Annotated in this window: 22 protein-coding genes; 12 read left to right on the forward strand and 10 right to left on the reverse strand. The window is 64.6% G+C overall.

The features are described 5' to 3' along the window. Positions 1-58 precede the first annotated feature (58 nt). Both Q8Q80_RS13725 and xseA read right to left on the reverse strand, forming a co-directional pair. The gene (locus Q8Q80_RS13725) at positions 59-646 is read right to left on the reverse strand and encodes a superoxide dismutase (RefSeq protein ID WP_305633451.1); all 588 of its coding nucleotides are present in this window, start codon (positions 644-646) and stop codon (positions 59-61) included. Between the two features lie 110 nt (positions 647-756). After that, a complete protein-coding gene (gene xseA, locus Q8Q80_RS13730) occupies positions 757-2,127 on the reverse strand; it encodes an exodeoxyribonuclease VII large subunit (RefSeq protein ID WP_371132767.1) in 1,371 nt (456 codons plus the stop codon). Between the two features lie 227 nt (positions 2,128-2,354). On the opposite strand from xseA, the gene Q8Q80_RS13735 reads away from it, so the two are divergent. From Q8Q80_RS13735 to Q8Q80_RS13770, 8 genes are all read left to right on the forward strand, one after another. After that, complete coding sequence (locus Q8Q80_RS13735) at positions 2,355-2,966, forward strand: MotA/TolQ/ExbB proton channel family protein (RefSeq protein WP_305633453.1); 612 nt, start codon at positions 2,355-2,357, stop codon at positions 2,964-2,966. 9 nt (positions 2,967-2,975) lie between these two features. Beyond that, on the forward strand, positions 2,976-3,404 hold the full coding sequence (locus tag Q8Q80_RS13740) for a biopolymer transporter ExbD (RefSeq protein ID WP_069040118.1): 429 nt from the start codon (positions 2,976-2,978) through the stop codon (positions 3,402-3,404). Further along, complete coding sequence (lpxK, locus tag Q8Q80_RS13745; protein WP_305633454.1) at positions 3,401-4,417, forward strand: tetraacyldisaccharide 4'-kinase; 1,017 nt, start codon at positions 3,401-3,403, stop codon at positions 4,415-4,417. Before Q8Q80_RS13740 ends, lpxK begins: the two co-directional genes overlap by 4 nt. After that, entirely contained in the window at positions 4,398-4,619 is a 222-nt protein-coding gene (locus tag Q8Q80_RS13750; protein WP_305633455.1) for a Trm112 family protein, read from the forward strand. The genes lpxK and Q8Q80_RS13750 overlap by 20 nt, the downstream gene beginning before the upstream one ends. Positions 4,620-4,629: 10 nt before the next feature. Then, entirely contained in the window at positions 4,630-5,394 is a 765-nt protein-coding gene (kdsB, locus tag Q8Q80_RS13755; RefSeq protein ID WP_305633456.1) for a 3-deoxy-manno-octulosonate cytidylyltransferase, read from the forward strand. A gap of 142 nt (positions 5,395-5,536) precedes the next feature. After that, on the forward strand, positions 5,537-6,190 hold the full coding sequence (gene adk, locus Q8Q80_RS13760) for an adenylate kinase (RefSeq protein ID WP_069040122.1): 654 nt from the start codon (positions 5,537-5,539) through the stop codon (positions 6,188-6,190). Positions 6,191-6,195: 5 nt separating this feature from the next. Next, positions 6,196-7,452 (forward strand): 6-phosphofructokinase, encoded by a 1,257-nt coding sequence (locus tag Q8Q80_RS13765; protein ID WP_305633457.1) that lies wholly within the window; start codon positions 6,196-6,198, stop codon positions 7,450-7,452. 171 nt (positions 7,453-7,623) lie between these two features. Further along, positions 7,624-9,783, forward strand: coding sequence for a sodium-translocating pyrophosphatase (locus tag Q8Q80_RS13770; RefSeq protein ID WP_305633458.1), 2,160 nt, complete (start codon positions 7,624-7,626; stop codon positions 9,781-9,783). Between the two features lie 478 nt (positions 9,784-10,261). Here the strand turns inward: Q8Q80_RS13770 and Q8Q80_RS13775 are convergent, their stop codons facing one another. The 4 genes from Q8Q80_RS13775 to pip all read right to left on the reverse strand — a co-directional run bounded on the left by Q8Q80_RS13775 (position 10,262) and on the right by pip (position 14,463). After that, positions 10,262-11,071: a serine protease gene (locus tag Q8Q80_RS13775; RefSeq protein WP_305633459.1), complete on the reverse strand. Its 810-nt coding sequence runs from the start codon at positions 11,069-11,071 to the stop codon at positions 10,262-10,264. 419 nt (positions 11,072-11,490) lie between these two features. Next, positions 11,491-12,129 carry a response regulator transcription factor gene (locus tag Q8Q80_RS13780; RefSeq protein ID WP_305633460.1) on the reverse strand — a complete coding sequence of 213 codons (639 nt, stop codon included), beginning with the start codon at positions 12,127-12,129 and terminating at the stop codon, positions 11,491-11,493. Positions 12,130-12,148: 19 nt separating this feature from the next. Then, a complete protein-coding gene (locus Q8Q80_RS13785; RefSeq protein ID WP_305633461.1) occupies positions 12,149-13,495 on the reverse strand; it encodes an ATP-binding protein in 1,347 nt (448 codons plus the stop codon). Next, complete coding sequence (gene pip, locus Q8Q80_RS13790) at positions 13,492-14,463, reverse strand: prolyl aminopeptidase (RefSeq protein WP_305633462.1); 972 nt, start codon at positions 14,461-14,463, stop codon at positions 13,492-13,494. The genes Q8Q80_RS13785 and pip overlap by 4 nt, the downstream gene beginning before the upstream one ends. Before the next feature lie 87 nt (positions 14,464-14,550). Here pip and Q8Q80_RS13795 point away from each other — a divergent pair, with 87 nt between their 5' ends. Together Q8Q80_RS13795 and pqqA are read left to right on the forward strand one after the other, a co-directional pair. After that, complete coding sequence (locus Q8Q80_RS13795; RefSeq protein WP_305633463.1) at positions 14,551-15,696, forward strand: class I SAM-dependent methyltransferase; 1,146 nt, start codon at positions 14,551-14,553, stop codon at positions 15,694-15,696. Positions 15,697-15,813: 117 nt separating this feature from the next. Then, positions 15,814-15,888, forward strand: coding sequence for a pyrroloquinoline quinone precursor peptide PqqA (gene pqqA, locus Q8Q80_RS13800; RefSeq protein WP_083224124.1), 75 nt, complete (start codon positions 15,814-15,816; stop codon positions 15,886-15,888). A gap of 106 nt (positions 15,889-15,994) precedes the next feature. Here the strand turns inward: pqqA and Q8Q80_RS13805 are convergent, their stop codons facing one another. Beyond that, complete coding sequence (locus Q8Q80_RS13805) at positions 15,995-16,816, reverse strand: AraC family transcriptional regulator (protein ID WP_305633464.1); 822 nt, start codon at positions 16,814-16,816, stop codon at positions 15,995-15,997. 124 nt (positions 16,817-16,940) lie between these two features. On the opposite strand from Q8Q80_RS13805, the gene Q8Q80_RS13810 reads away from it, so the two are divergent. Next, positions 16,941-17,369 (forward strand): organic hydroperoxide resistance protein, encoded by a 429-nt coding sequence (locus Q8Q80_RS13810; protein WP_305633465.1) that lies wholly within the window; start codon positions 16,941-16,943, stop codon positions 17,367-17,369. A gap of 84 nt (positions 17,370-17,453) precedes the next feature. Beyond that, entirely contained in the window at positions 17,454-17,942 is a 489-nt protein-coding gene (locus tag Q8Q80_RS13815) for an alpha/beta fold hydrolase (protein ID WP_305633466.1), read from the forward strand. A 179-nt stretch (positions 17,943-18,121) separates the two neighbouring features. On the opposite strand, the gene Q8Q80_RS13820 is transcribed toward Q8Q80_RS13815, so the two are convergent. From Q8Q80_RS13820 to Q8Q80_RS13830, 3 genes are all read right to left on the reverse strand, one after another. Next, on the reverse strand, positions 18,122-19,426 hold the full coding sequence (locus Q8Q80_RS13820; RefSeq protein ID WP_305633467.1) for a type II toxin-antitoxin system HipA family toxin: 1,305 nt from the start codon (positions 19,424-19,426) through the stop codon (positions 18,122-18,124). Beyond that, a complete protein-coding gene (locus Q8Q80_RS13825) occupies positions 19,426-19,749 on the reverse strand; it encodes a helix-turn-helix transcriptional regulator (RefSeq protein WP_305633468.1) in 324 nt (107 codons plus the stop codon). The genes Q8Q80_RS13820 and Q8Q80_RS13825 overlap by 1 nt, the downstream gene beginning before the upstream one ends. A gap of 374 nt (positions 19,750-20,123) precedes the next feature. After that, positions 20,124-21,626: a hypothetical protein gene (locus tag Q8Q80_RS13830; RefSeq protein ID WP_305633469.1), complete on the reverse strand. Its 1,503-nt coding sequence runs from the start codon at positions 21,624-21,626 to the stop codon at positions 20,124-20,126. Positions 21,627-21,877 lie beyond the last annotated feature (251 nt).

Consider the following 21,877-nt stretch of genomic DNA (forward strand, 5'->3'; position numbering starts at 1 on the left):
GGCCGGATGAGGCAGCGCGCATCTGCGTCGCATGCCGGAGGCGGACTCCGGCGGGCGGTCAGGCCGCGAAGTTCTTCGCCGCGAAGTCCCAGTTTGCGAGGCTGGCGAGGAAGGTATCGACGAAGTCCGGACGGCGGTTGCGGTAATCGATGTAGTAGGCGTGTTCCCACACGTCGAGCGTCAGCAGCGGCTTGGCGTCGGAATTGAGCGGCGTGCCGGCGCCGCTGGTGTTCACGATGTCCAGCGAGCCATCCGGCTTTCTGACCAGCCAGGTCCAGCCGGAGCCGAAGTTGCCGACCGCCGACGCCTTGAATGCCTTCTTGAATTCGTCGAAGCTGCCCCACTTGGCATCGATTGCCGACGCCAGCGCGCCGGTCGGTGCGCCGCCGCCTGCAGGCTTCATGCTGCTCCAGAAGAAGCTGTGGTTCCACACCTGCGCGGAATTGTTGAACACGCCGCCGGCCGGCGCCTTCTTGACGATGGCTTCCAGATCGAGGTTTTCGAACTCGGTACCCTTGATCAGGTTGTTCAGGTTGGTGGCGTAGGCCTGATGGTGCTTGCCGTAGTGGAATTCGAGGGTTTCGCGCGAAATGTGCGGGGCCAGAGCGTCGAGCGCATAAGGCAGCGGGGGCAGCGTGTGTTCCATGGTATCTCCCAGTCGTGTCGGTTCAAAGTCAGGTATGCGAGTTTAGGGTTGCCCAAGTCCCAGCACAAGGCAAAGCTTGCAGGCAGAAGGGCTCCCTCAGGTGCCGGGTCTCAGGTGCCTGGTGTTTCATCGGCGGCAGCCAGTGCGTCGACACGATTGACCGTCACGCCGGCCGCGCCACGTCCGAACTGCAGTTCAAGGCCTTGTCCGGCTGCAAGCGCAGCCGCGTCGCGCACGATGCGACCTTCGCTGTCGCGCACGATGGAAAAGCCGCGCGCCAGCACGGCCGCCGGATCAAGCTGCGCCAGTTGGGCTGCATTGAGACCGCTGCGGTGGCGCGCGGTTTCGAGCAGCCAGCGCGCCGAGGTGCGCAGCCGCTCGGTCAGCCGCAGCAGTGCGATCCGACGGCGCGCGAGATCGGGGCGTCTGTCGTGCAGGCGCTGGGTCAGGGCATCGGCGTGACGGCGCTGCTGCGCCAGGCTGACATCGTGGGCGCGGCGCATGCGCGCGTGCAGCGCATGCAGTCGCTCGCCTGCCCGCGTCAGCTGTCGCGCCGGCGCATGCAGTCGCGACGACAGGTCGTCGAGCCGCTGGCCGCGTCGCTCGACACGGGCGCGCATGGCCCGGGCCAGCCGCTGCGCCAGTCCGATCAGCCGGGCAGCGGCCTCGACGTGGCCGGCGCTGACCAGCTCGGCAGCGGCGGTCGGCGTGGCGGCACGGACGTCCGCCACGAAGTCGGCGATCGAAAAATCCGTTTCGTGCCCGACCCCGGTCACCACCGGCACCGGGCAGGCGGCGATGGCGCGCGCCACACCCTCGTCGTTGAACGCGGCCAGGTCTTCCGCCGATCCGCCGCCGCGCACCAGCAGCAGGGCGTCGCAGCCAAGGCGCCCGGCCCGCGTGATGGCGGCGGCAATCTGCGCTGGCGCATCCGCGCCCTGCACGAGACAGGGCAGCACGGTCACCTCGATGTGGCGGGCGCGCCGCGCCAGCGTGATCAGCACGTCGCGCAGTGCGGCACCCGACGCTGAGGTGACCACGGCCAGCCGGGCGGGCAGCGCTGGCAGCGGCCGCTTGCGCGCGGCGTCGAACAGGCCTTCCTGCTCCAGTTTTGCCTTCAGGCGCAGAAAGGCGTCGTGCAGCGCACCGGGGCCGGCCGGGCGCATCGCATCGACGGTCAGCTGGAAGTCGCCGCGCGCCTCGTACAGCGACACCTGTGCGCGTACCTCGACGCGCAGTCCGGCGCGCACTTCGAACGGCAGCAACTGGCTGCGGTTGCGGAACATGACGCAGCGCACCTGGGCCAGCTCGTCCTTCAGCGAAAAGTAAAGATGGCCGGATGCAGCCCGTGTCACACCCGACAGTTCGCCGCTGACCCACAGCACCGGAAAGCTGCGCTCCAGCGTCAGCCGGGCGCGTCGCACCAGTTCGGAGACCGGCATGCCAGGTCCGCTGCCCGGCATCGGTGATTCAGGAACCATCGTTCACCACGCTGTCATCGAAGCTTAATTTTTGATCGCCGCAAGAAAAACGCCTGTACTGGCCGCGATTTCTCGCCGTCATCCGGCCGCTACCCACACGGTTATCCACAAGTTCTGTGGATAACCCCGTCCGGCAGCATGCTGCGGTGCGCAACGACATCGGGTCAGGGTTGCCCCGGCTGGTGGCGCAGGCTACAGTTCGCCGCTTGCTGACGAGGGGAGCGCACGTGTTTGACATCATCCGGGCGGCCGGCTGGCCCATCTGGCCGCTGATCGCGGCGTCCATCATTGCCTTGGCGCTGATATTCGAACGTCTGGCAAGCCTGCGACGCAGCAAGGTGGTGCCTCCGGCGCTGCTCGATTCCGTGCTGGCCGACCTGAAGGGCGGTCTGCCGAACGCCGACATGATACGCCGCGTCGCGGCCCACTCGCCGCTCGGCCGCGTGCTGGCGGCCGGCCTGCGCAATGTGCGCAACCCGCGCGAAATCATGAAGGAAGCGATCGAGGAAGAAGGGCGTTCGGTGGTGCATCATCTCGAGCGCTATCTGACCACGCTGGGCACGATCGCCGCAGCCGCACCGCTGATGGGGCTGTTCGGAACGGTCGTCGGCATGATCGAAATCTTCGGTTCGCAGACGTCGACCGGCAGCAATCCGCAACAGCTCGCCAGCGGCATTTCGATCGCGCTGTACAACACCGGCTTCGGCCTGCTGGTGGCGATTCCCGCATTGATCTTCCACCGCTACTTTCGCGGTCTGGTCGACGATTTCGTGATCGAAATGGAGCAGCTCGCGATCAAGCTGGTCGAAGTCGTACATGGCGAGCGTTCGGCAAAGTAGGGCGCCCAGATGAATTTCCGACGCGGACGTGGGCGCGAAGAGCTGGAAATCAACCTGATTCCGCTGATCGACGTGCTGCTGGTCATCCTCATCTTCCTGATGGTGACCACGACATATTCGAAAACGGCGGGCCTCGAAATCACGCTGCCCAGCGCGCAGGCGCCGGAGGCCGAGCCGGTAGCGCGCGAAATCAATGTGATGATCACTGCTCGCGGCGACATTCTGGTCGATCGTCAGCCGGTGCCTGCCGGTGACATCGAGCGGCTGCGCAGCGCCCTGGCGGGCGCGGCGTCGGGCAAGGAAGATCCGGTGGTGATCATTTCGTCCGACCGCGACGCACGGCTGCAGTCGTCGATCGATGTCATGCAGGCCGCGCAGAAAGCCGGCATCGCCGGCATTTCCTTCGCCACCCAGTCCGACGCGCCGGCCGGTCGATGAGCGCAGCGCGGGCGCTGCCCGAAGCGTGGCAACGGCGCGGGTGGCTGGCCTGGCTGCTGTGGCCGCTGTCCCTTCTGTACCGGCTGGTCACCACGCTGCGCCGGGCCGGCTTTCGCGCCGGCGTGTTTCGCGCCGACCGGCTGCCGGTGCCCGTGGTGGTCATCGGCAACATCATTGCCGGCGGTGCCGGCAAAACCCCGTTCACCCTCTATCTGGCGCGTGCGCTGACGGCGCGCGGTCACCGGCCGCTCATCGTGTCGCGCGGCTACGGCGGGGCGGTGCACGGTGTGCACGAGGTGGCGGCCGACGATGACCCGGCGCGTTGCGGCGATGAAGCCCTGTTGCTGGCACGGCGCAGCGGCGTGCCGGTGTGGGTCGGGCGTCGCCGTGCGGTGGTCGCCCGCGCGGCACTTGCCCGTCATCCGCAGTGCGACGTCGTGCTGTGCGACGACGGTCTGCAGCACTACGCGCTGGCGCGCGACATCGAAATCGCGGTGTTTGACCGGCGCGGTGTCATGAACGGATTTCATCTGCCGGCCGGCCCGCTGCGCGAACCGCCATCGCGTCTGGCACAGGTGTTTGCGCAGGTGCTCAATGGCACTGCCGACACGCCGCTGACCGGCCCACCACGTTTTTCGATGCATCTGAAGGGTGAGCGCTTCCATCGGCTCGACCATCCCGGGGACAGCGCAGGTGTCGCCGACCTGCAAGGTCTGCGTCTGCACGCCGTGGCCGGCATCGGCGAGCCGGCGCGCTTCTTCGACCACCTGCGCACGCTCGGACTGGCGTTCGTGGCGCATCCGTTTCCCGATCATCACGCGTATTCGGCCCGGGACCTGAGGTTTCAGGACTGCGATGCCTTGCTGCTGACCGAGAAGGACGCGGTAAAATGTCACGGATTGTCGGACACCCCTGTGTGGGTATTGCCGGTCGAGGCACACCTCGATCCTGATCTGGCGGGCCGGGTATCCGACCGCCTTGCGGAGCTGAAGCATGGACCCCCGACTACTTGAAATTCTCGTCTGCCCGGTCACCAAGGGACCGCTGGTGCTCGACCGGGCGCGCAACGAGCTGCAGTGCAAGGCAAGCCGCCTGGCCTACCCGATCCGCGACGGCATTCCGGTCATGCTGGAAGACGAAGCGCGCGAAATGACCGAGGACGAAGTGGCCGCGCTGCGCGACCCGGCGCCGGGTCGCGGTACGGCGTCCATCTGAGGCTCTAGACATGTTCAAGGTGGTGATTCCCGCCCGCTTCGCCTCGACCCGCCTGCCCGGCAAGCCCCTGCTGGACATCGGTGGCCTGCCGATGGTCGTGCGTGTCGCGCAGCAGGCGGCGCGCAGCGGCGCCGACGCGCTGGTGGTGGCGACCGATCATGAAGGCATCGCCGCCGCGGTCACCGCGCACGGTTTCCAGGCGGTGATGACACGCAGCGACCACTCGACCGGCACCGACCGCATCGCCGAGGTCGCGGAGCAACTGGGTTGGTCACCCGCTACCGTGGTGGTCAATGTGCAGGGCGACGAACCGCTGATCGATCCGGACCTCATCCGTGCCGTTGCACTGGCGCTCGATCAGGATCCGGAATCGTCGATCGCGACCGCCAGCAGCGCCATCACGGAGGCGGCTGATTTCTTCAGTCCCGGCGTGGTGAAGGTGGTGTGCGATGCGCAGGGCCGCGCGATGTACTTTTCGCGCGCACCGATTCCGTGGGCACGCGACGATTTTGCCGTCTCGCGCGACGTGCTGCCGCCCGGTCTGGATGCGCAGCGCCACATCGGCATCTACGCTTACCGGGTGCGCTTCCTGCAGAAGAACGCGCGTCTCGCACCGGCGGCAGCCGAGCAGTGCGAGGCGCTGGAACAGCTGCGCGCCCTGTGGCATGGCCACCGCATCCGCGTCGTCGGCAATATTCCCATGCCGCACGCCGGCGTCGATACCGAAGAAGATCTCGTGCGCATGCGTGCGCTGTTCGCCAACGACGTTGCGTGACGCACTGCGGTTTGACCGCGCCGCACATTGGCGGTAAGTTCGCGCCCGCTGACACCGGACGGTAAAGAAGCCGGTGCGGCCTGCAGAAGAATAATCCGGACATCACATCAACCCCGACAACAACACCACATCAGGAGCGGACATGCGCCTCATTCTTCTGGGCCCGCCGGGCGCCGGCAAAGGTACTCAGGCCACCTTCATCAAGGAACGCTTCAGCATTCCGCAGATTTCGACGGGTGACATGCTGCGTGCCGCCGTGAAGGCCGGCACGCCACTCGGCATCGAAGCCAAGAAGGTGATGGATGCCGGCGGCCTGGTGTCGGACGACCTGATCATCGGGCTGGTCAAGGACCGCCTGCTCGCCGACGACTGCAAGGCCGGCTACATGTTCGACGGCTTCCCGCGCACCATTCCGCAAGCCGACGCGATGAAGCAGGCGAAGGTGGCGATCGACTTCGTGCTGGAAATCCAGGTGCCCGATTCGGACATCATCACCCGCATGAGCGGCCGCCGCGCCCATCTGGCGTCCGGCCGCACCTATCATGTGGTGTTCAACCCGCCGAAGGTCGAAGGCATCGATGACGTGACCGGCGAGCCGCTGGTACAGCGCGATGACGACCGCGAAGAAGTGGTGAAGAAGCGTCTCGAGGTGTATCACTCGCAGACCCGTCCGCTGGTCGATTACTACTCCGGCTGGGCACAGCGCGGCGAGCCGGGCGCACCGCAGTACCGCGCCATCTCGGGCGTCGGTCCGGTGGACGAGGTGATGAAGCGCGCACTCGAGGCGCTGCGCTGACATTGATGCCCGCAAACCTGTTCTACGCGCAGTCCGGTGGCGTCACCGCGGTCATCAACGCCACCGCCTGCGGTGTCATCCAGGCGGCACGCGAGCAGGGCGGTCGCATCGGCAAGGTGTTCGCCGGGCGCAACGGCATCCTCGGTGCGCTGCATGAAGACCTGATCGACACGTCGTTCGAAAGCGACTCGGCCATCGCCGCCCTGCGGCACACGCCGGGTGGCGCCTTCGGCTCCTGCCGCTACAAGCTGAAGGGGCTGGACGAAAGCCGTGCCCATTACGAGCGGCTGATCGACGTGTTCCGCGCGCATGACATCCGCTACTTCCTGTACAACGGCGGCAACGACTCGATGGACACCGCATGGAAGGTGTCGCAGATCGCCGAGCGCCTGAATTACCCGCTGGTGTGTGTCGGTGTGCCGAAGACGGTCGACAACGATCTGGTCGGTACCGACAACTGTCCGGGTTTCGGCTCGGTGGCGAAATACGTCGCCGTGTCGATGATGGAAGCCGGTCTCGATGTCGCGTCGATGGCGCGCACCTCGACGAAGATATTCGTCATGGAAGTGATGGGCCGGCATGCCGGCTGGATCACCGCAGCAGCCGGACTGGCTGCGCGCAATGCGGGCGACGCGCCGCACCTCCTGCTGTTCCCCGAAATCCCCTTCGACCAGGCCGCCTTCATGGCACGTGTCGATGCCTGCGTGCGCGAACACCAGTTCTGCGCCATCGCGGTGTCGGAAGGCCTGCGTGGGCCCGACGGCAAGCTGCTGGCCGAATCGGGCACGCGTGACGCCTTCGGTCATGCCCAGTTGGGTGGTGTCGGCCAGCAGGTGGCCGAATTGATCAAGGCGCAGCTCGGTCACAAGTATCACTGGGCGCTGCCCGACTACCTGCAGCGCAGTGCCCGCCACGTGGCCTCTGCGACCGATGCCGCGCAGGCCCATGCGCTGGGTCGCCGCGCCGTCGAACTGGCGCTCGAAGGACGCAATGCCGTGATGCCGGCCATCGTGCGGACCGCCGACAGTCCCTACCAATGGGAGATCGGCGTCGTGCAGCTCGCGGATGTGGCGAACCACGAAAAGATGATGCCCAGGGATTTCATTTCCGAAGACGGCTTCGGCATCACCGACGCCTGCCGGAAATACCTGCAGCCGCTGATCGCGGGCGAGGACTATCCGCCCTATGTCGATGGACTGCCGGCCTACGTGAGCCTGAAGAACGAAAGTGTGGCGGCCGTGCTGCCCGCATTCGGAGGCTGACACAGACCACGTGCAACCGCTTGTTGCAGTCCGCTCTCCCGCGGGCTGCCGATTTACCAGGGCAGCAGCCGGGGAGGCGGCGCCCGGCGATCCACAAGATCGCTGCAGCTTTCGGATGTCCTGCTTCGGCGGGCCGTCCATCTGGCGCAGTAAAACAAGGGGGGAGGGGTGATGTTGTCGTCCGGTCTGATATTTGCACTCGTGTGTTCGGTGGTCGCCATCGCGTATGGCGCCCTATCCAGCAAGTGGATTCTTGCTCAACCCAGCGGCAATGAGCGCATGCGCGAAATTGCCGATGCAGTGCAGGTGGGCGCACAGGCCTATCTGAACCGGCAGTACCGGACGATCGCCATCGTCGGCGTCATTCTCACCGTTGTCCTGTGGCTCACGCTCGGCACCTCGACCGCCGCCGGTTTCGTCATCGGCGCCGTGCTCTCGGGGGCGGCCGGCTACATCGGCATGAATGTGTCGGTGCGCGCCAATGTGCGTACGGCAGAAGCCGCGCGCAAGGGCATTTCCGAAGCGTTCGACGTCGCCTTCCGCGGCGGCGCCATCACCGGCATGCTGGTGGTCGGCATGGGCCTGCTGGGGGTGGCAGGCTACTACGCGATCCTGAAGGGCTCTGCCGCGCATGACGCGACGATCGATCAGATCATCCATCCGCTGATCGGGCTGGGCTTCGGTTCGTCGCTCATTTCGATCTTTGCGCGCCTGGGCGGCGGCATCTTCACCAAGGGTGCCGACGTCGGTGCCGATCTGGTGGGCAAGGTCGAAGCCGGCATTCCGGAAGACGACCCGCGCAACCCGGCGGTGATCGCCGACAACGTGGGCGACAACGTGGGTGACTGTGCAGGCATGGCGGCCGACCTGTTCGAAACCTATGCGGTGACCATCGTGGCCACCATGCTGCTCGGCTCGCTGCTGCTCAAATCCAATGCCGAGGCGGCAGTGATCTACCCGCTGGCGCTGGGCGGCTTTTCGATCATTGCATCCATCATCGGCTGCCTCTTCGTCAAGGCGAAGCCGGGCCAGAAAATCATGGGCGCGCTGTACCGCGGCCTGATCGTGGCCGGGGTGCTGGCGACCATCGCCTTCTATCCGCTGACCGCCGCGCTGATTCCCGACGACGCGCTGAACGCCGTCATGGGCATCGACGGTGGCGCGCAGATGCGGCTCTACCTTGCGGCACTGGTGGGCCTGGCGCTGACCGGCCTGATGGTGGTGATCACCGAGTACTACACCAGCACCGAGTTCAAGCCGGTGCGCCATATCGCCGAAGCATCGACCACGGGGCACGGCACCAACATCATCGCCGGCCTCGGCGTGTCGATGAAGTCGTGCGCCTGGCCGGTGCTGTCGGTGTGCGCGGCCATCTGGGCCGCCTACATGCTGGGCGGCCTGTACGGCATCGCGATCGCCGCGACGTCCATGCTCAGCATGTCCGGCATCATCGTTGCGCTCGACGCCTATGGTCCGATCACCGACAACGCCGGCGGCATCGCCGAAATGTCGGATCTGCCCGCTTCGGTGCGTGCAGTCACCGATCCGCTGGATGCCGTGGGCAACACGACGAAGGCGGTCACCAAGGGTTATGCAATCGGTTCGGCGGGTCTCGCGGCACTGGTGCTGTTCGCCGACTACACGCACGCGCTCGAAGCGGTCGGTCACAGCGTCACCTTCGATCTGGCCAACCCGGCGGTCATCATCGGCCTGTTCATCGGCGGCCTGATTCCGTACCTGTTCGGCGCCATGGCGATGGAGGCGGTGGGTCGTTCGGCCGGGGCGGTGGTGGTCGAAGTGCGCCGCCAGTTCAAGGAAATCCCCGGCATCATGGAAGGCACGGCCAAGCCGGACTATTCGAAGGCGGTCGACATGCTGACCGCGGCGGCGATCAAGGAAATGATGATCCCGTCGCTGCTGCCGGTGCTGGTGCCGGTGGTCGTCGCCTTCGGCATGGCCTTCCTGATGGGGCCGGAAGCCGGCGTGCAGGCGCTCGGCGGTCTGCTGATGGGCACCATCGTGACCGGCCTGTTCGTCGCGATTTCCATGACCACCGGCGGCGGTGCGTGGGACAACGCGAAGAAGTACATCGAGGACGGTCACTTCGGCGGCAAGGGTTCCGAAGCGCACAAGGCCGCGGTGACCGGTGACACCGTGGGTGATCCGTACAAGGACACCGCCGGCCCGGCGGTCAATCCGCTGATCAAGATCATCAACATCGTGGCGCTGCTGATCGTGCCGCTGCTGCCGTCCGCGACCGGTTCCGCGGTCAGTGCCGCCAACCCGACTGTATCGGTGGCTCAGGTGCAGCAGGTCGAACAGGCACGCTGAGCATTCAATGAACTGAAAAGGCCGTGCCGGAGTTCCGGCACGGCCTTTTTTTGGTTCGTCGCGCCTTCGCCTGGTCGGAGATTGTCTGCCCTGGATGCTTCTGGCGGCGTGCCGCCGAATTCATCGGCGCCGACTTCCGCTACGGGAAGGTGTTCCTGCCCTGCTCACGGTTGGTGCGCGGTCGTCGATTCGATCGCCTGCGGGGCAGGCTCCTGCGAAAGGCAAAACCGCACTGTTGTTCGTAGGAGCCTGCCCCGCAGGCGATGGCACACCCAACTTCGCCCGGATCGCGTCCAGCGTGTCCTTCGCCGCGTTCGGGATCGGCGTCCCCCGGACCGAACACGCAGGCCACGCCGTGGCCGAACAGCTCTTCAGCGCTTGCGGGGAACCGCGGGTGAACCGCGTCAACGACCTGCACCAGCCTCCGAATCGCCAACCACTGTTTCTCCCCGGCTAACGTGATGATTTTCGGATGCGTTCAGCGCATCGGCGGCAGACGGCTGGCGCGTACCGCCGCTTCGATCGCCGCGTGGTTGCGCGGCTCGGCTTCAACCCATTCCTGGGTGACCGCCTGCAGGCGGTCCCATTCCTGATCGTTCTCGTGCTGGATGGCGCGCAGGAAGAAGGGCTTGTCCGCTTCGGCTGCGGCCCAGAAGGGCGGCGTCGTGGCAACGACCGGCAGATCCACCTCGTGTGCATTGTCCAGTCCGGCCTGCATCCATTCGGTCGGCACCGCGAAATGGCGCTGCATGCCCGGGATGAAGAAGGTCAGCACGCCAACCAGCCGGCCTTCGGCGTCGAACAGCGCACCACCGGATGCCCCCTGCTGGAACTGGGCGTCGGTTTCGATCACCGCCGCGTTATCCATCTCGTGCAGTGCGGTCACCCGCCCGACGCTCATCGACAGCGCCTTGCCGCCGGAAAATCCCATGGCATGCACTTCGTCGCCGACCTTCAGCGTGCGCGACGACGACACTTCGACCGGGCGCGCGATCGGCTGGGCGATGCTCAGCAGACACAGGTCGTGCCGTGTGTCGACCGACCGCGCCTGCGCCGGCACGCCGGTGCTGCCGCGCGCGACGATGACGTTCTGCGCGTGGCCAACGACATGGCAGTTGGTGATCACGTGATTCGCGTCGAGCTGCACACCGGTGCCGCTGTTGATGCGGCCGTCAGGTGCCGCGGCAAGGATTTTCACCATGTGCATCGAAAGCTGTATGTAGCGCTCGGCGCTCGCCTGGGCGCCGGTGGCAAACAACAGCATCAACAGCAATCCCGGGATGCGCATGATGATCTCCTTGCGGACCGTCGGGCAGTGGATGAAGCCCGGCGGTGATGAATCGACTAACGGAACATGTGGTGGAACCTTGTGGTTTTTTCTGCGTGGTGCAGTGCACAACCCTAAGCGTAAATCGTGCCACACCCTGCTGTCTGTACGGGAGAACACTCACTTCCGGACCCTGTTCACACGGTCTTTGTGGCGGAAATGACGTCAAAGGGCGCAACGCAGCCGGTTTTGTGCGGTGCCGCATGATTGACGCGTCGGGTAACGAATGACGAGGGTGATGCGGGAGCGTTGAAGTGTGCGACACCCAACCCGCCGACGTTGCAGATTGCCACTCCGTACGGGTGCGCGACTGGTGCAGCGGGCGCTGCACCGTGAAGCAGTGTGCCCCGTTGTGGTGCGAGTGCCGCGTCGAACTGACGTCAGGCTTCGATCAGCCCGTTGCGCAGCGCGATCAGCGTCAGCTCGGCCTGATTGGTCGCACCGAGCTTCTGCTTCACGTTGTACAGGTGGGTGCCGATGGTCGAGGTCGAAAGATGCAGGGTTTCCGCGATCTGGTTCACCGACTGGCCGCGCGCGAGGTGGATGAATACTTCGAATTCTCGTTCCGACAGCGCCTCGACCGGGTTCTGTGCGCCGGTCACGTCCTGCATCGCCAGCTTCTGCGCAATTTCGGCGTCCAGATACATGCGTCCGGACGCCACCGTGCGCACCGCATCGATCAACGCTTCCGGCGCGCCGCGCTTCGACAGGTAGCCGGTGGCGCCCGCCTTGAGCACGCGCTTGGGATGCGCCGTGTCTTCGTGTGCCGACAGCGCGAGGATGCGTACGCCCTTGTCGCGCGCAGTCAGGCGGCGCACCGCTTCGATACCGCCCATGCCGGGCATCGACAGGTCCATCACCACCACGTCGGGCTTCAGTTCGGCATAGCGCACATAAGCGGTCTCGCCGCTGTCTGCTTCACCGACCACCTCGATGTCCTCGCACGCGGCCAGCAGCAGCTTGAAGCCCATGCGCACCACTGCATGGTCATCGACCAGCATCACCTTGATCGGGCCCATCGTTGTTGTCTCCCCTGTCTTATTCGAGTGGCAGCCGGGCCACGACCTGCGTGCCGCCGCCGTCACGCGCCGTCACGTCCAGCTCGCCGCCGAGCGCCTGTGCGCGTTCGCGCATGCCGCGCACGCCGTGATGACCGCGCTTGTGCGCCCAGCCTTCGGCCAGTCCGCTCCCGTCATCCTCGACTGTCAGATGCAGGAACTGTTCAGTACCCCGCAGCGAAATCATGATTTTCCCTGCACTGGCGTGTTTCAGCGCATTCGTCACGGCTTCCTGCACGATGCGGTAGGCCGCCAGCTTGAAGGAATCGCCCGGCGCTTCCGGCAGATCCGACATCCGCAGTTCGAACTGCATGTGCGGGTGGTGGCGGCGCCACTCGGCCACCAGATCGTCCAGCGCGTCTTCCAGCCCGAGATTGTCCAGCGCCAGCGGACGCAGGCGCGGAATGATGCTGTGCATGACGTCGTACAGATGGTCAGCCGTGTCGACGATGAGTTGCGCCGCCTCGGCACTGCGCGGGTCGCTCTGTACATCACGCCGCGCGATCGACAGGCCCATGCTCTTGATGGCCGTGACCGCCTGGCCCATTTCGTCGTGCAGCTCGCGCGCGATGTCGCGTCTTTCCTCCTCGATGCGGCTCTGGATGAATTGCGTCAGTTCGCGGTTTTCTTCCAGATGGCTGCGCGCCTCGAGCGCTTCCTGTCGCGCAGTCATGTTGTCCTCGATCGACTGCGCCATGCGGTTGAACGCCTGTGCCATCGAGCCCGCTTCGCGTCCGGGCAGCTCTTCCAGGCGCGTGTGGTAATCGCCGGCGCGCATCTGTTCCAGCCCGCGCACGATCCGGTTGAACGGCCGCGTCGCGCGGCCGACCAGCCAGAATACGAGTGCATTGCCCAATATCAGCGCGATCGTGCCCGCGATCAGCAGGCGCACGGCTTCATCCCAGCCGTCGAGAATCGCGCGCGAGGCGTCGGCTTCGACCACCAGTTTTGCGCCATCGGCCAGCGTGATTTCCTGCCGTGGATTGCGCGGCAGGATGGCCTCCGAATACCAGTCCGGCGCGTCCCTTCCGGCCTTGTAGGGCGTCGGCGGCGACGCATACAGTTGGACGCCGTCGCCATCGACCAGACGGATTTCGGTCGCCCGCACCCGCCCGAGGCGGTGCAGGAAGTCGACCAGGGCGGGCGACCCGGTATTGGCATAGACCAGCGTGACACGCGACAGCAGTTGCGTGGCCACCCTGTTCGCTGCCTCGATCTCTTCGCTGACCGCACGGCGCGTGCCCATCAGCTCCAGCGTCAGCATGGTGCTGGTGAAGGTCAGGATGACCAGTGCAATCAGCAGATTCAGTTTCAGTCGCAGGCTCACGCGGGGGCTCCGGGCCAGGCCGCGAAGTCGCCATCGCGCGCGTGCGCATCGATCGCCGACACCAGCAGCGCGACGCTCGCCGGATGGAAGGGGTCGTGCCCCGCACCCTGCGCCCAGGCCAGTTTGCTGCCATGCGCGGTGCGATGTGCGCGCCAGGCGTTCTGCGGCCGGCACACCAGATCGTGGCTGCCATGCACGATGGCCACAGGCAGCCCGTGCAGATGCGCGATGGCATCGAGCACCTTCGCCTCGCCGAGAAAGCAGCGGTGGGCGAGGTAGTGCGCCTGCACGCGGTAGCGGTTGCGCAGCCCCGGCCATTCGTCGTCGGTGGGCACAGCAGGCGGTACCGTGTGCGGCCGGCTGCCGAGCGCGTGTTCCCAGTTGCGCCAGGCCAGCACGGCGTGATCGACGCGCGCCGCATCGCCCGACGACAGCGCGCGGTCGAGCCACACGACGATGCGGTCGCGCCAGCGCGCCGGCACGGCCTGCATCAGCGCGCCGTGCGCCTGCGGGGCGAGGGCCGCCGCGCCGTGGAAAAACCAGTCGAGATCAGCGCGCCCGGCGAGGAACACACCACGCAGGATGAGCCCGCTGCAGGCTGCGCGGTGGCGAGCCGCCCAGACGACTGCGAGCGTCGAACCCCAGGAGCCGCCGAACACCAGCCAGCGTTCGATGCCCAGATGGGCGCGCAGCGCCTCGATGTCGGCCACCAGCGCATCGGTGTGGTTGTGGGCGATGTCGCCGCCCGGTGTGCTGCGGCCGCAGCCGCGCTGGTCGAACAGCACGACGCGATCGCGCGCCGGATCGAAGAAGCGGCGCTGGCGCGGCGAACAGCCCGAACCGGGGCCGCCGTGTACATACAGCGCGGGCAGGCCGTCCGGATTGCCGCATTGTTCGTAGTAGATGCGATGGCCGTGTCCGACGTCGAGCCAGCCGGTGTCGTACGGTTCAGTCGGAGGATGCAGCATGGGCGGCGCGTGGTCGGGCGAATCGATCGGGCGTCGATGTTAGCCCATGCATGCCTGCACGACACCGTGCCATGTGACAATCGCACCATGGACGACCGCAACCATCGGGTGGAACAGTACGGGCAGGTGTTCACCCGTGACGATGTCGTGGCGCAGATGCTCGCGCTGCGTCGCAATGCCGGGCGGGTGCTCGAACCTTCGGCGGGCGACGGCGCGTTCTCGTCGCGCCTGCCCGGTTGCACCGCAATCGAGCTCGATCCGTCGGTTGCGCCGGCCGGCGCGCAGGTCATGGATTTCTTCGACTATCCGCTGACCGAGCGCTTCGACACCATCATCGGCAATCCGCCCTATGTGCGGCACCAGGACATCCTGCCCGCGACGCGCACCCGGCTGGCCAGCGCGCTGTTCGACCTGCGCAGCAATCTCTACCTGTTCTTCATCGAAAAGTGCGTGCGCCACCTGAATCCGGGCGGCGAACTGATCTTCATCGTGCCGCGCGAATTCATCAAACTGACCGCCGCCCGTCGGCTGAATGCCTGGCTGTTCGAGCAGGGCAGCATCACCGACTTCATCGAAACCGGCGATGCACGCGTGTTCGGCGCCTATGTGCCGAACTGCGCGGTGTTCCGCTTCGAGAAAGGACGCGCGGACCGCCGCATGCACGACGGCCGGCGCTTTCATTGCGAGCAGGGACAACTGATGTTCCTGCGCGGCGACTACGGCGTGCCGCTGTCGGCACTGTTCGACGTGCGCGTGGGCGCCGTATCCGGTGCCGACGACGTGTTCGTGCATCCGGAAGGCAATATGGAATTCGTCTGTTCCAGCACCGTCGACACCGGCCGTACTCGGCGCGCCTTCTTCGATGTGCGCAACGACTGGCTGGAACAGCACAAGGCCCGATTGCTGGCGCGCCGCGTACGGCTGTTCGATGAACACAACTGGTGGTGCTGGGGCCGGCTGCATCACCGCTCGGACGCTGCGCGCATCTACGTGAATGGCAAGACGCGCAAGCCGCGTCCGTTCTTCCTGCATGATTGCCCGCATTACGACGGCGCCGTGCTCGCGCTCTTCGCACGCTCGCCGGCGCTCGACATCGCGCGCGCCGCGAGCCTGCTCAACGATGCGGTCGACTGGGAAGAACTGGGCTTCGTGTGCGACGGGCGCTTCCTGTTCACGCAGCGCAGCCTTCAGACCTGCGTGCTGCCGGACGACTTCCGCGCATTGCTCTCATGAAAATCGTGAGCCTTCTTTCGTGACCGGCCCGAGGTGACGCGCAAGCGATCGGCGCAGTATCCGTTTCATGCACAGCACGTCGCTGTGAGACGAAGCGAAAACACCGAGGAGACACATATGAACTGGCAAACCCCGAAGGCGACCGATCTGCGTTTTGGCTTTGAAATCACGATGTACATCGCCAACCGCTGATCCCGGTATTGCGACAAGGAAAAATGCGGGCATTGCCCGCTTTTTTCTTTGGTGCGTCGCGAATGCCGCATCACGAAGTGCGCCGACGCATGTCCCGCACCCTTCGTCACCGCTTGTGCGCCTCGCGCCACTGGCGCGGTGACAGCCCGGTCTGTGCCTTGAAGGCACGCGACAACGCGGCTTCTCCTCCATAACCGACTTCATCGGCGATCAGCGCCAGCGTACGCCCCCGGCGCAATGCCTGCTCGGCAAGGCCGATGCGCCAGTGCTGAAGGTACGCACCCGGCGTGCAGCCCACCGTGTCGCGGAAGGCATTGGCGAACACGCTGCGCGACATGCCGGCGCGCGCGGCGAGGGTGTCCAGCGTCCAGCCCTGCGCCGGATTTTCGTGCATCGCCACCAGCGCGAGGCGCAAGCGAGGGTGTGACAGTCCGGTCAGCATGCCTGCGCCGGTCTTACCGCTTTCCATCAGGTGCCTGAGCACCTGCACCAGCATTACCTCGAACAATCGATCCAGCACGGTCTGACGGCCGCAGTGCTGGTGTGATGCCTCGTCGAACAGCAGATCGAGCACCGGTCCCGCACCGAGGATGTCGTCCAGCGCCAGACAGGTGAAATCCGGCAGCGCCGAAGCGATCGGATTGGTCACGCCGCCGGAAAAGTGCATCCGCGCGCACGCAAAGTCGGCGCCGCGCTGCGGGTCGGTGACGAAACGGTAGGCAACCGGTCGCGGAAACAGCAGCAGGCTGGGCCGGGTCACGCGCTCGATGCCGCCCGGATGATGCACGTCGGCTTCGCCTGCGCGGATCAGGTGCATGCGGCCGCTGTCACCGGCGTCCAGTTCGGTGATGCCGCACAGCGCGCCGGTGTTGAACACGCGGGCGCTGACCGAAAAGTGCGCGAGCAAGGTATCGAGTCTGTCCAGCATGGTGCGTTTTGATACGACGAGACAAGTTTTCAGGACTATACGTTGCATTCGGTATCGAATGCTGGCGCAAAGTTCGTCCTGCCAACCGGCATTGCCTCACCCGCTCAACGCACAGGAGTTAACCATGTCCATCGAAAAAGTCCTCTACACCGCCCAGGCCACCGCCACCGGAGGCCGTGAAGGCCGCGCCAAGTCGTCCGACGGCGTGCTCGACCTGCAGTTGTCGACCCCGCACGAACTGGGTGGCGCCGGCGGTGCCGGCACCAATCCCGAACAACTGTTCGCCGCCGGTTATTCGGCCTGCTTCCTCGGCGCGCTGAAGTTCGTCGCCGCGCAAGACAAGGTCGAACTGCCGGCCGACACGCAGATCACCGGCCGCGTCGGCATCGGCGCCATCCCGACCGGCTTCGGCATCGAGGTCGAGCTGACCATCGCCGTGCCCGGTGTGCCGCGCGAACAGGTCGAAGCGCTGGTCGCGAAGGCGCACATCGTGTGCCCGTACTCGAACGCCACCCACGGCAACATCGACGTGACCCTGGTCATCGCCGACTGACACCTCACGGACAGGCACCGTCGCCCGCGCGGCACGCGAATCGAGTGTCAGCGGACCCCCATCGGTTGCCATGGAACCGCCCGTGTGAAGAAGGCGGTGCTGGTCAGTTCGGCGCCGCCGATGATGCTGAAGACCGCCGACAACCCGGGCGGCCTGCCGATCGAGGTGTTCGACGGCATCCGCAAGGGCTCGCAGGCAAACCGCTCGCAGCTCTATCTCGACATCGCATCGGGCCCGTTCTACGGCTACAACCGTCCGGGTGCGCAGCCGTCGCAGGGGCTGATCCAGTCCTTCTGGGCGCAGGGCATGCAGGCCGGCCACAAGAACACCTACGACTCGATCGCCGCGTTCTCGGCCACCGATTTCCGCGCCGACCTGAAGAAGTTCGACGTGCCGACGCTGGTGATCCACGGCGACGACGACCAGATCGTGCCGATCGACCTGTCGGGCAAGGCATCCGCGGCGCTGATCCGCAACGCGGAACTGATCGTCTATCCGGGTGCGCCGCACGGCATCACCGACACGCACAAGGATCGGCTCAACCAGGACCTGCTGGATTTCGTGCGCAAGTAAGGCTGCGGGAAACCCGGTCCCGCGACGCGGGCCGGGTTTTGTTGTTCAGTGGCGGGTGAACCGCAGTCGTGACGGATGGATCAGGCAAGCGTTGAGGTAAAGAGCGCCTTCGACGCGCGACCCGTCCCCACGTCCACGGGCAGTGCCTCTCCGCGTCATTTTTCGCCCATCGCCGGGGCCTACCGGCCGAACAGCGCGGCGCTTGCTTCCATCTGGGCGTGCTCGAAGGCCGGCGCGAAATCGTCCAGCTCGCTTTCCTGCAGTCCGACCTCCGGGCTCAGCGCGACTTGCCTCCATCGAGAGACCGCCACGGAGACCGCTTTCAGCACCGACAGTGCCTGTTCCGCGCTCAGTGCGAAGTACGACGATCGGGCCAGCAGCATCTGCACGTCGGTGATCGGCCCGTCCTGCTCCGACAACCAGGTTTTGGATTCCCGCTCCTTGTCCGGAAACGGGTTGATGTCGAAAGCAGGCGCGAGACGCCATTGACCGTGGGCCACGTGCAGGAAGCCGTGGTTCTGCAGGTGGTCGTCCACGTTGGTGATGAGCAGATTGAACGCCATGCGGCGCCAGAGCTGCTGCAAGTCCTGCGTGGGCGCGTGGCCGTGGGTGCGGATGGCGTCGGCGATCTCGGTGTAACTGCGATCCTCCTCGCGCGAGGCCTGCAGCAGGGATGCCGCCGACTGGTAGGGGATGCGGCCGTCGGCGCCATCGCGATCGAAGCGGCCGATCACGGCCACAGGCACTTCGTTTCCCTCGTCGCCCAGCAGAACGATGCGCGCCGGCGCGGCCTCGATGCCTGCGCGCGCTGCGAGCTTCAGCGCCAGCACCTCGCCGCGGGTGACGCTGCGCGTATCGCCCACACTGGGAAATTTGCCGATGGCGAGCCGGCCGTCCTCGTCCACCAGGGTGCACTTGGGCCGCATGCCACCGAGCGAGGTGCCCTTGCCCTGCAGGTAGCGCAAGTCCTCGGCCGTCTCCTGTCCGCGCTCGACGGCGCGGCTGGCCTGGTAGATGCGCTGCAGCTCGATCAAGGGCGGGGTACTGCGCCGTCCCTCGGGCGTCGTTCGGTGCCAGTCTCCATCCGCATCGCGCAGGCGCAGCGCGCCGACGCGGCTGAAGTCATCCACCGCCAGCAGGTAATCCAGTTCGGTGAGGGCCGGCAGTTGCGGATCGGTCTTGCGGCGCCTGGCGTGGGCGCGGGCGATGACGCGCCGCCCCCAGGCGTCGGGCGCGGTATCGGCGATGGCGCCATGAAAGACAGAATCGTGCGGCGAGCGCGCCTTGTGCGGCTGGTAGCCCGGCAGCAGTTGCAGGTCGGCCGATACATTGAAGCGCGCTGGGGTATCCAGCCAATGTGGGTCATAAGCAAAGGTGCAGTGCTCGCGCCGACCCTGCCGCACATGGACGAGCGAGCCAACAGGCAGACCGGCTTTGCCGATGCATATCTGAATCTGCCGGCGGGTTGGCGTGGACACCGTCATCAGAGCGCCCCCGACGTACCGGCCTTGCTGCGCACGCGCTTGGGCAGGTTTTCGTCCATCAAGGTCAGGCCGATGTCGTCCTTTGCCGTGTCCAGCAGGTTTTCCAGCGACTGTATTTCGCCGAAGACGTGAAGCGCGCGGGCGAAGAAGTGAATGGGCACCCGCAGGTCCCCTTTCTCCATGCGCCGCACGGTGGACAGTGACGCACCCATGCGCTCGGCGAGCGAGGCCTGCGAAATGTGCCGCCGACGGCGGGCAAGGGAGACGTCGCTGCCAAGCTTGCGGATCGCCCGCTCGACCGGCAGAGGCACTGGTGCTTGCATATTAAGTGTCCCGATAGGGCTGCTTATATTTTATTAATGTTTCTATCGGAATGATTATAGTCGACTGGCGCAGTGCGAGAACTGCGCTTCTTGTGGGCGTCTTGACGACACAGGAAGATGGGTTCGGTTCGGCAAGGACGCTCCGTCGGGGCCGCCAGCGACGCCTGCGTACATGGCTTCAGGCTGGCATGGAGAGGACTCGGCTGTCGCGAACGAGGCCAGGGCTCGGGCTACGTCGCCCGGTTTCGTCGCGATAAAGCGGACGCGTGCCCTGACGGACTGATGGGGGCCAGGAAATAAAACCAAGTCCGACTCCATTTATTAAATGTTGGCGCCAGCTTGGGCTTAACTTGACGGAATTAAGTCTTACACCATTAATACGTTGTGGTCCCGTCGCTCACACTATCTGTGATACCGGTAGTGATAGCGCCGGCCTCATTCGATTGATCTTGGTCGCGCAATCCGATTAGAAAATTCAAAGGCAAAGGAAGACGATAGTGGCGGCAAGCGACAATGATCAACGGCCACCAACTATATTTCACGGCTGAAAGTTCCACAAAATTCTTGGTTTCGTCGCACTCGCCAAACACCTGCGCTAGAAAATCGTGTGCTGAAATGTTAAGAGCAAGATTGGAGAGCACGGCTCCGTGAGAATCGCAGTCCTTGTAAAAATGATTCTCTGAGTGCTCATCTGGATACCATAACTGGAATGTGCAGTGCGGCATCAGCTTCTGCGCCTGGGCGACCTTGCTGTAGAGCGGTTCATCTTGCAGGAGCGCTGCCCAAAGCGCGATGACCGGGTAGAGAATGCTCCCACTCGTGGCGTTCTTGCGGTAATCATCATCCCGCGATTTCGGATGCTCAAGAAGTTCTGTGTACGAGGACAAGATATTCGGATATCTCGAATGCGCTTCGTACGAAAACTTGGCCCTAGCGAGCATTTCGTCAAGCCAACTTAGGATGAAATTGCGGTTGCTGCTGTCGATAATAAGAGCCAAAAGAGCAATGGAAATGTCAATTGCCTGCTCATCCTTCAATGGTAGTAACAGTACGGGGTTGTTATTTACAAGAGCCTTGATCGCTTGCAGATAAGTTAGTGTCTCGTCGCGCATCTGTTCCCTTGCGGCGGAGTCATCCTCAGAGCACTGTTGTATGCCCCAGTACGCCCAAAGCGCGTCAACGCCAAGTCGGCCAAGGAGATCAAAGAGCTTGAGATTTACATCCACGCTGCACGATCCCCAGACAGCAGATGACACGGCGTGAAGCTTGTCCGCATAAGGAAGAACATTGACGCGCAGGAATTCGCTACAAATCTGGTGATATGCCTTGAAAATTGACAAAAGAGCAGCCTGCATCGCCCTCGCCGTCTTGTTGTCTTTGCCTGCATGAAGTTTGGCGATGCTCCACGCATGTAGAAGCGTAAGCTCGCCTACGCGATATGCAGCTTCGATGTTTTCTGCCTCGCGGGCCCAACTATATAGAATCCACAGGCAAATGCTCATCTGCCTAATGGCAGTGACACGTTGCGCGTCATTCAATTCGTCAACTGTAGAAAGCAACTGAACAAGCCGAGCAAAATGACGATAAGACACATTCGGCTCATCGAGCATCGCGAGGGCTTTTCGAAGATGAGAGCGCGCACGATCGGGAAGTAAGTCCTCCCGTAAAAAGCTGGATTGAATATACGCAGCGAGTTTGTCGCCGTTCCACTCCTCAAATGTGAGATTGTCCGTTGTGTTTTGCCCAATGAATCCTGTGACAAGCGGGCGAACAGGCTCCTGCACATCTCCACCGAGCGCAATGCAGACAACAATATCTTTACCACGATGTTCGGCGGGCAGTCTGTTTGGGATATAAGAATCGATAATTTCGTTCAACGACGGACGGAGAGACTGCTCGGAGTCGCCGTCCCAACCCCTTCGCGTAAGATCGCCCGGCTTGATCGAGAAAAGGTAAACCTTCTCCGCACCTCCATCCAGGCTTCCGACTCAGGGCTTCCGCACTCGAAACGCATAGCGCCTGAACCATGCCGAATGGGTTGTTCCGCATGTTATCCCGTTTACCGTCAATGACCTGATGCAGCCCCTTGTGGACCTTCGCGAAACGGCGTCTACTCTCGTCTTTTGGA

It is taken from the genome of Methyloversatilis sp., from assembly GCF_030698125.1.
Taxonomy (GTDB): Bacteria; Pseudomonadota; Gammaproteobacteria; order Burkholderiales; family Rhodocyclaceae; genus Methyloversatilis.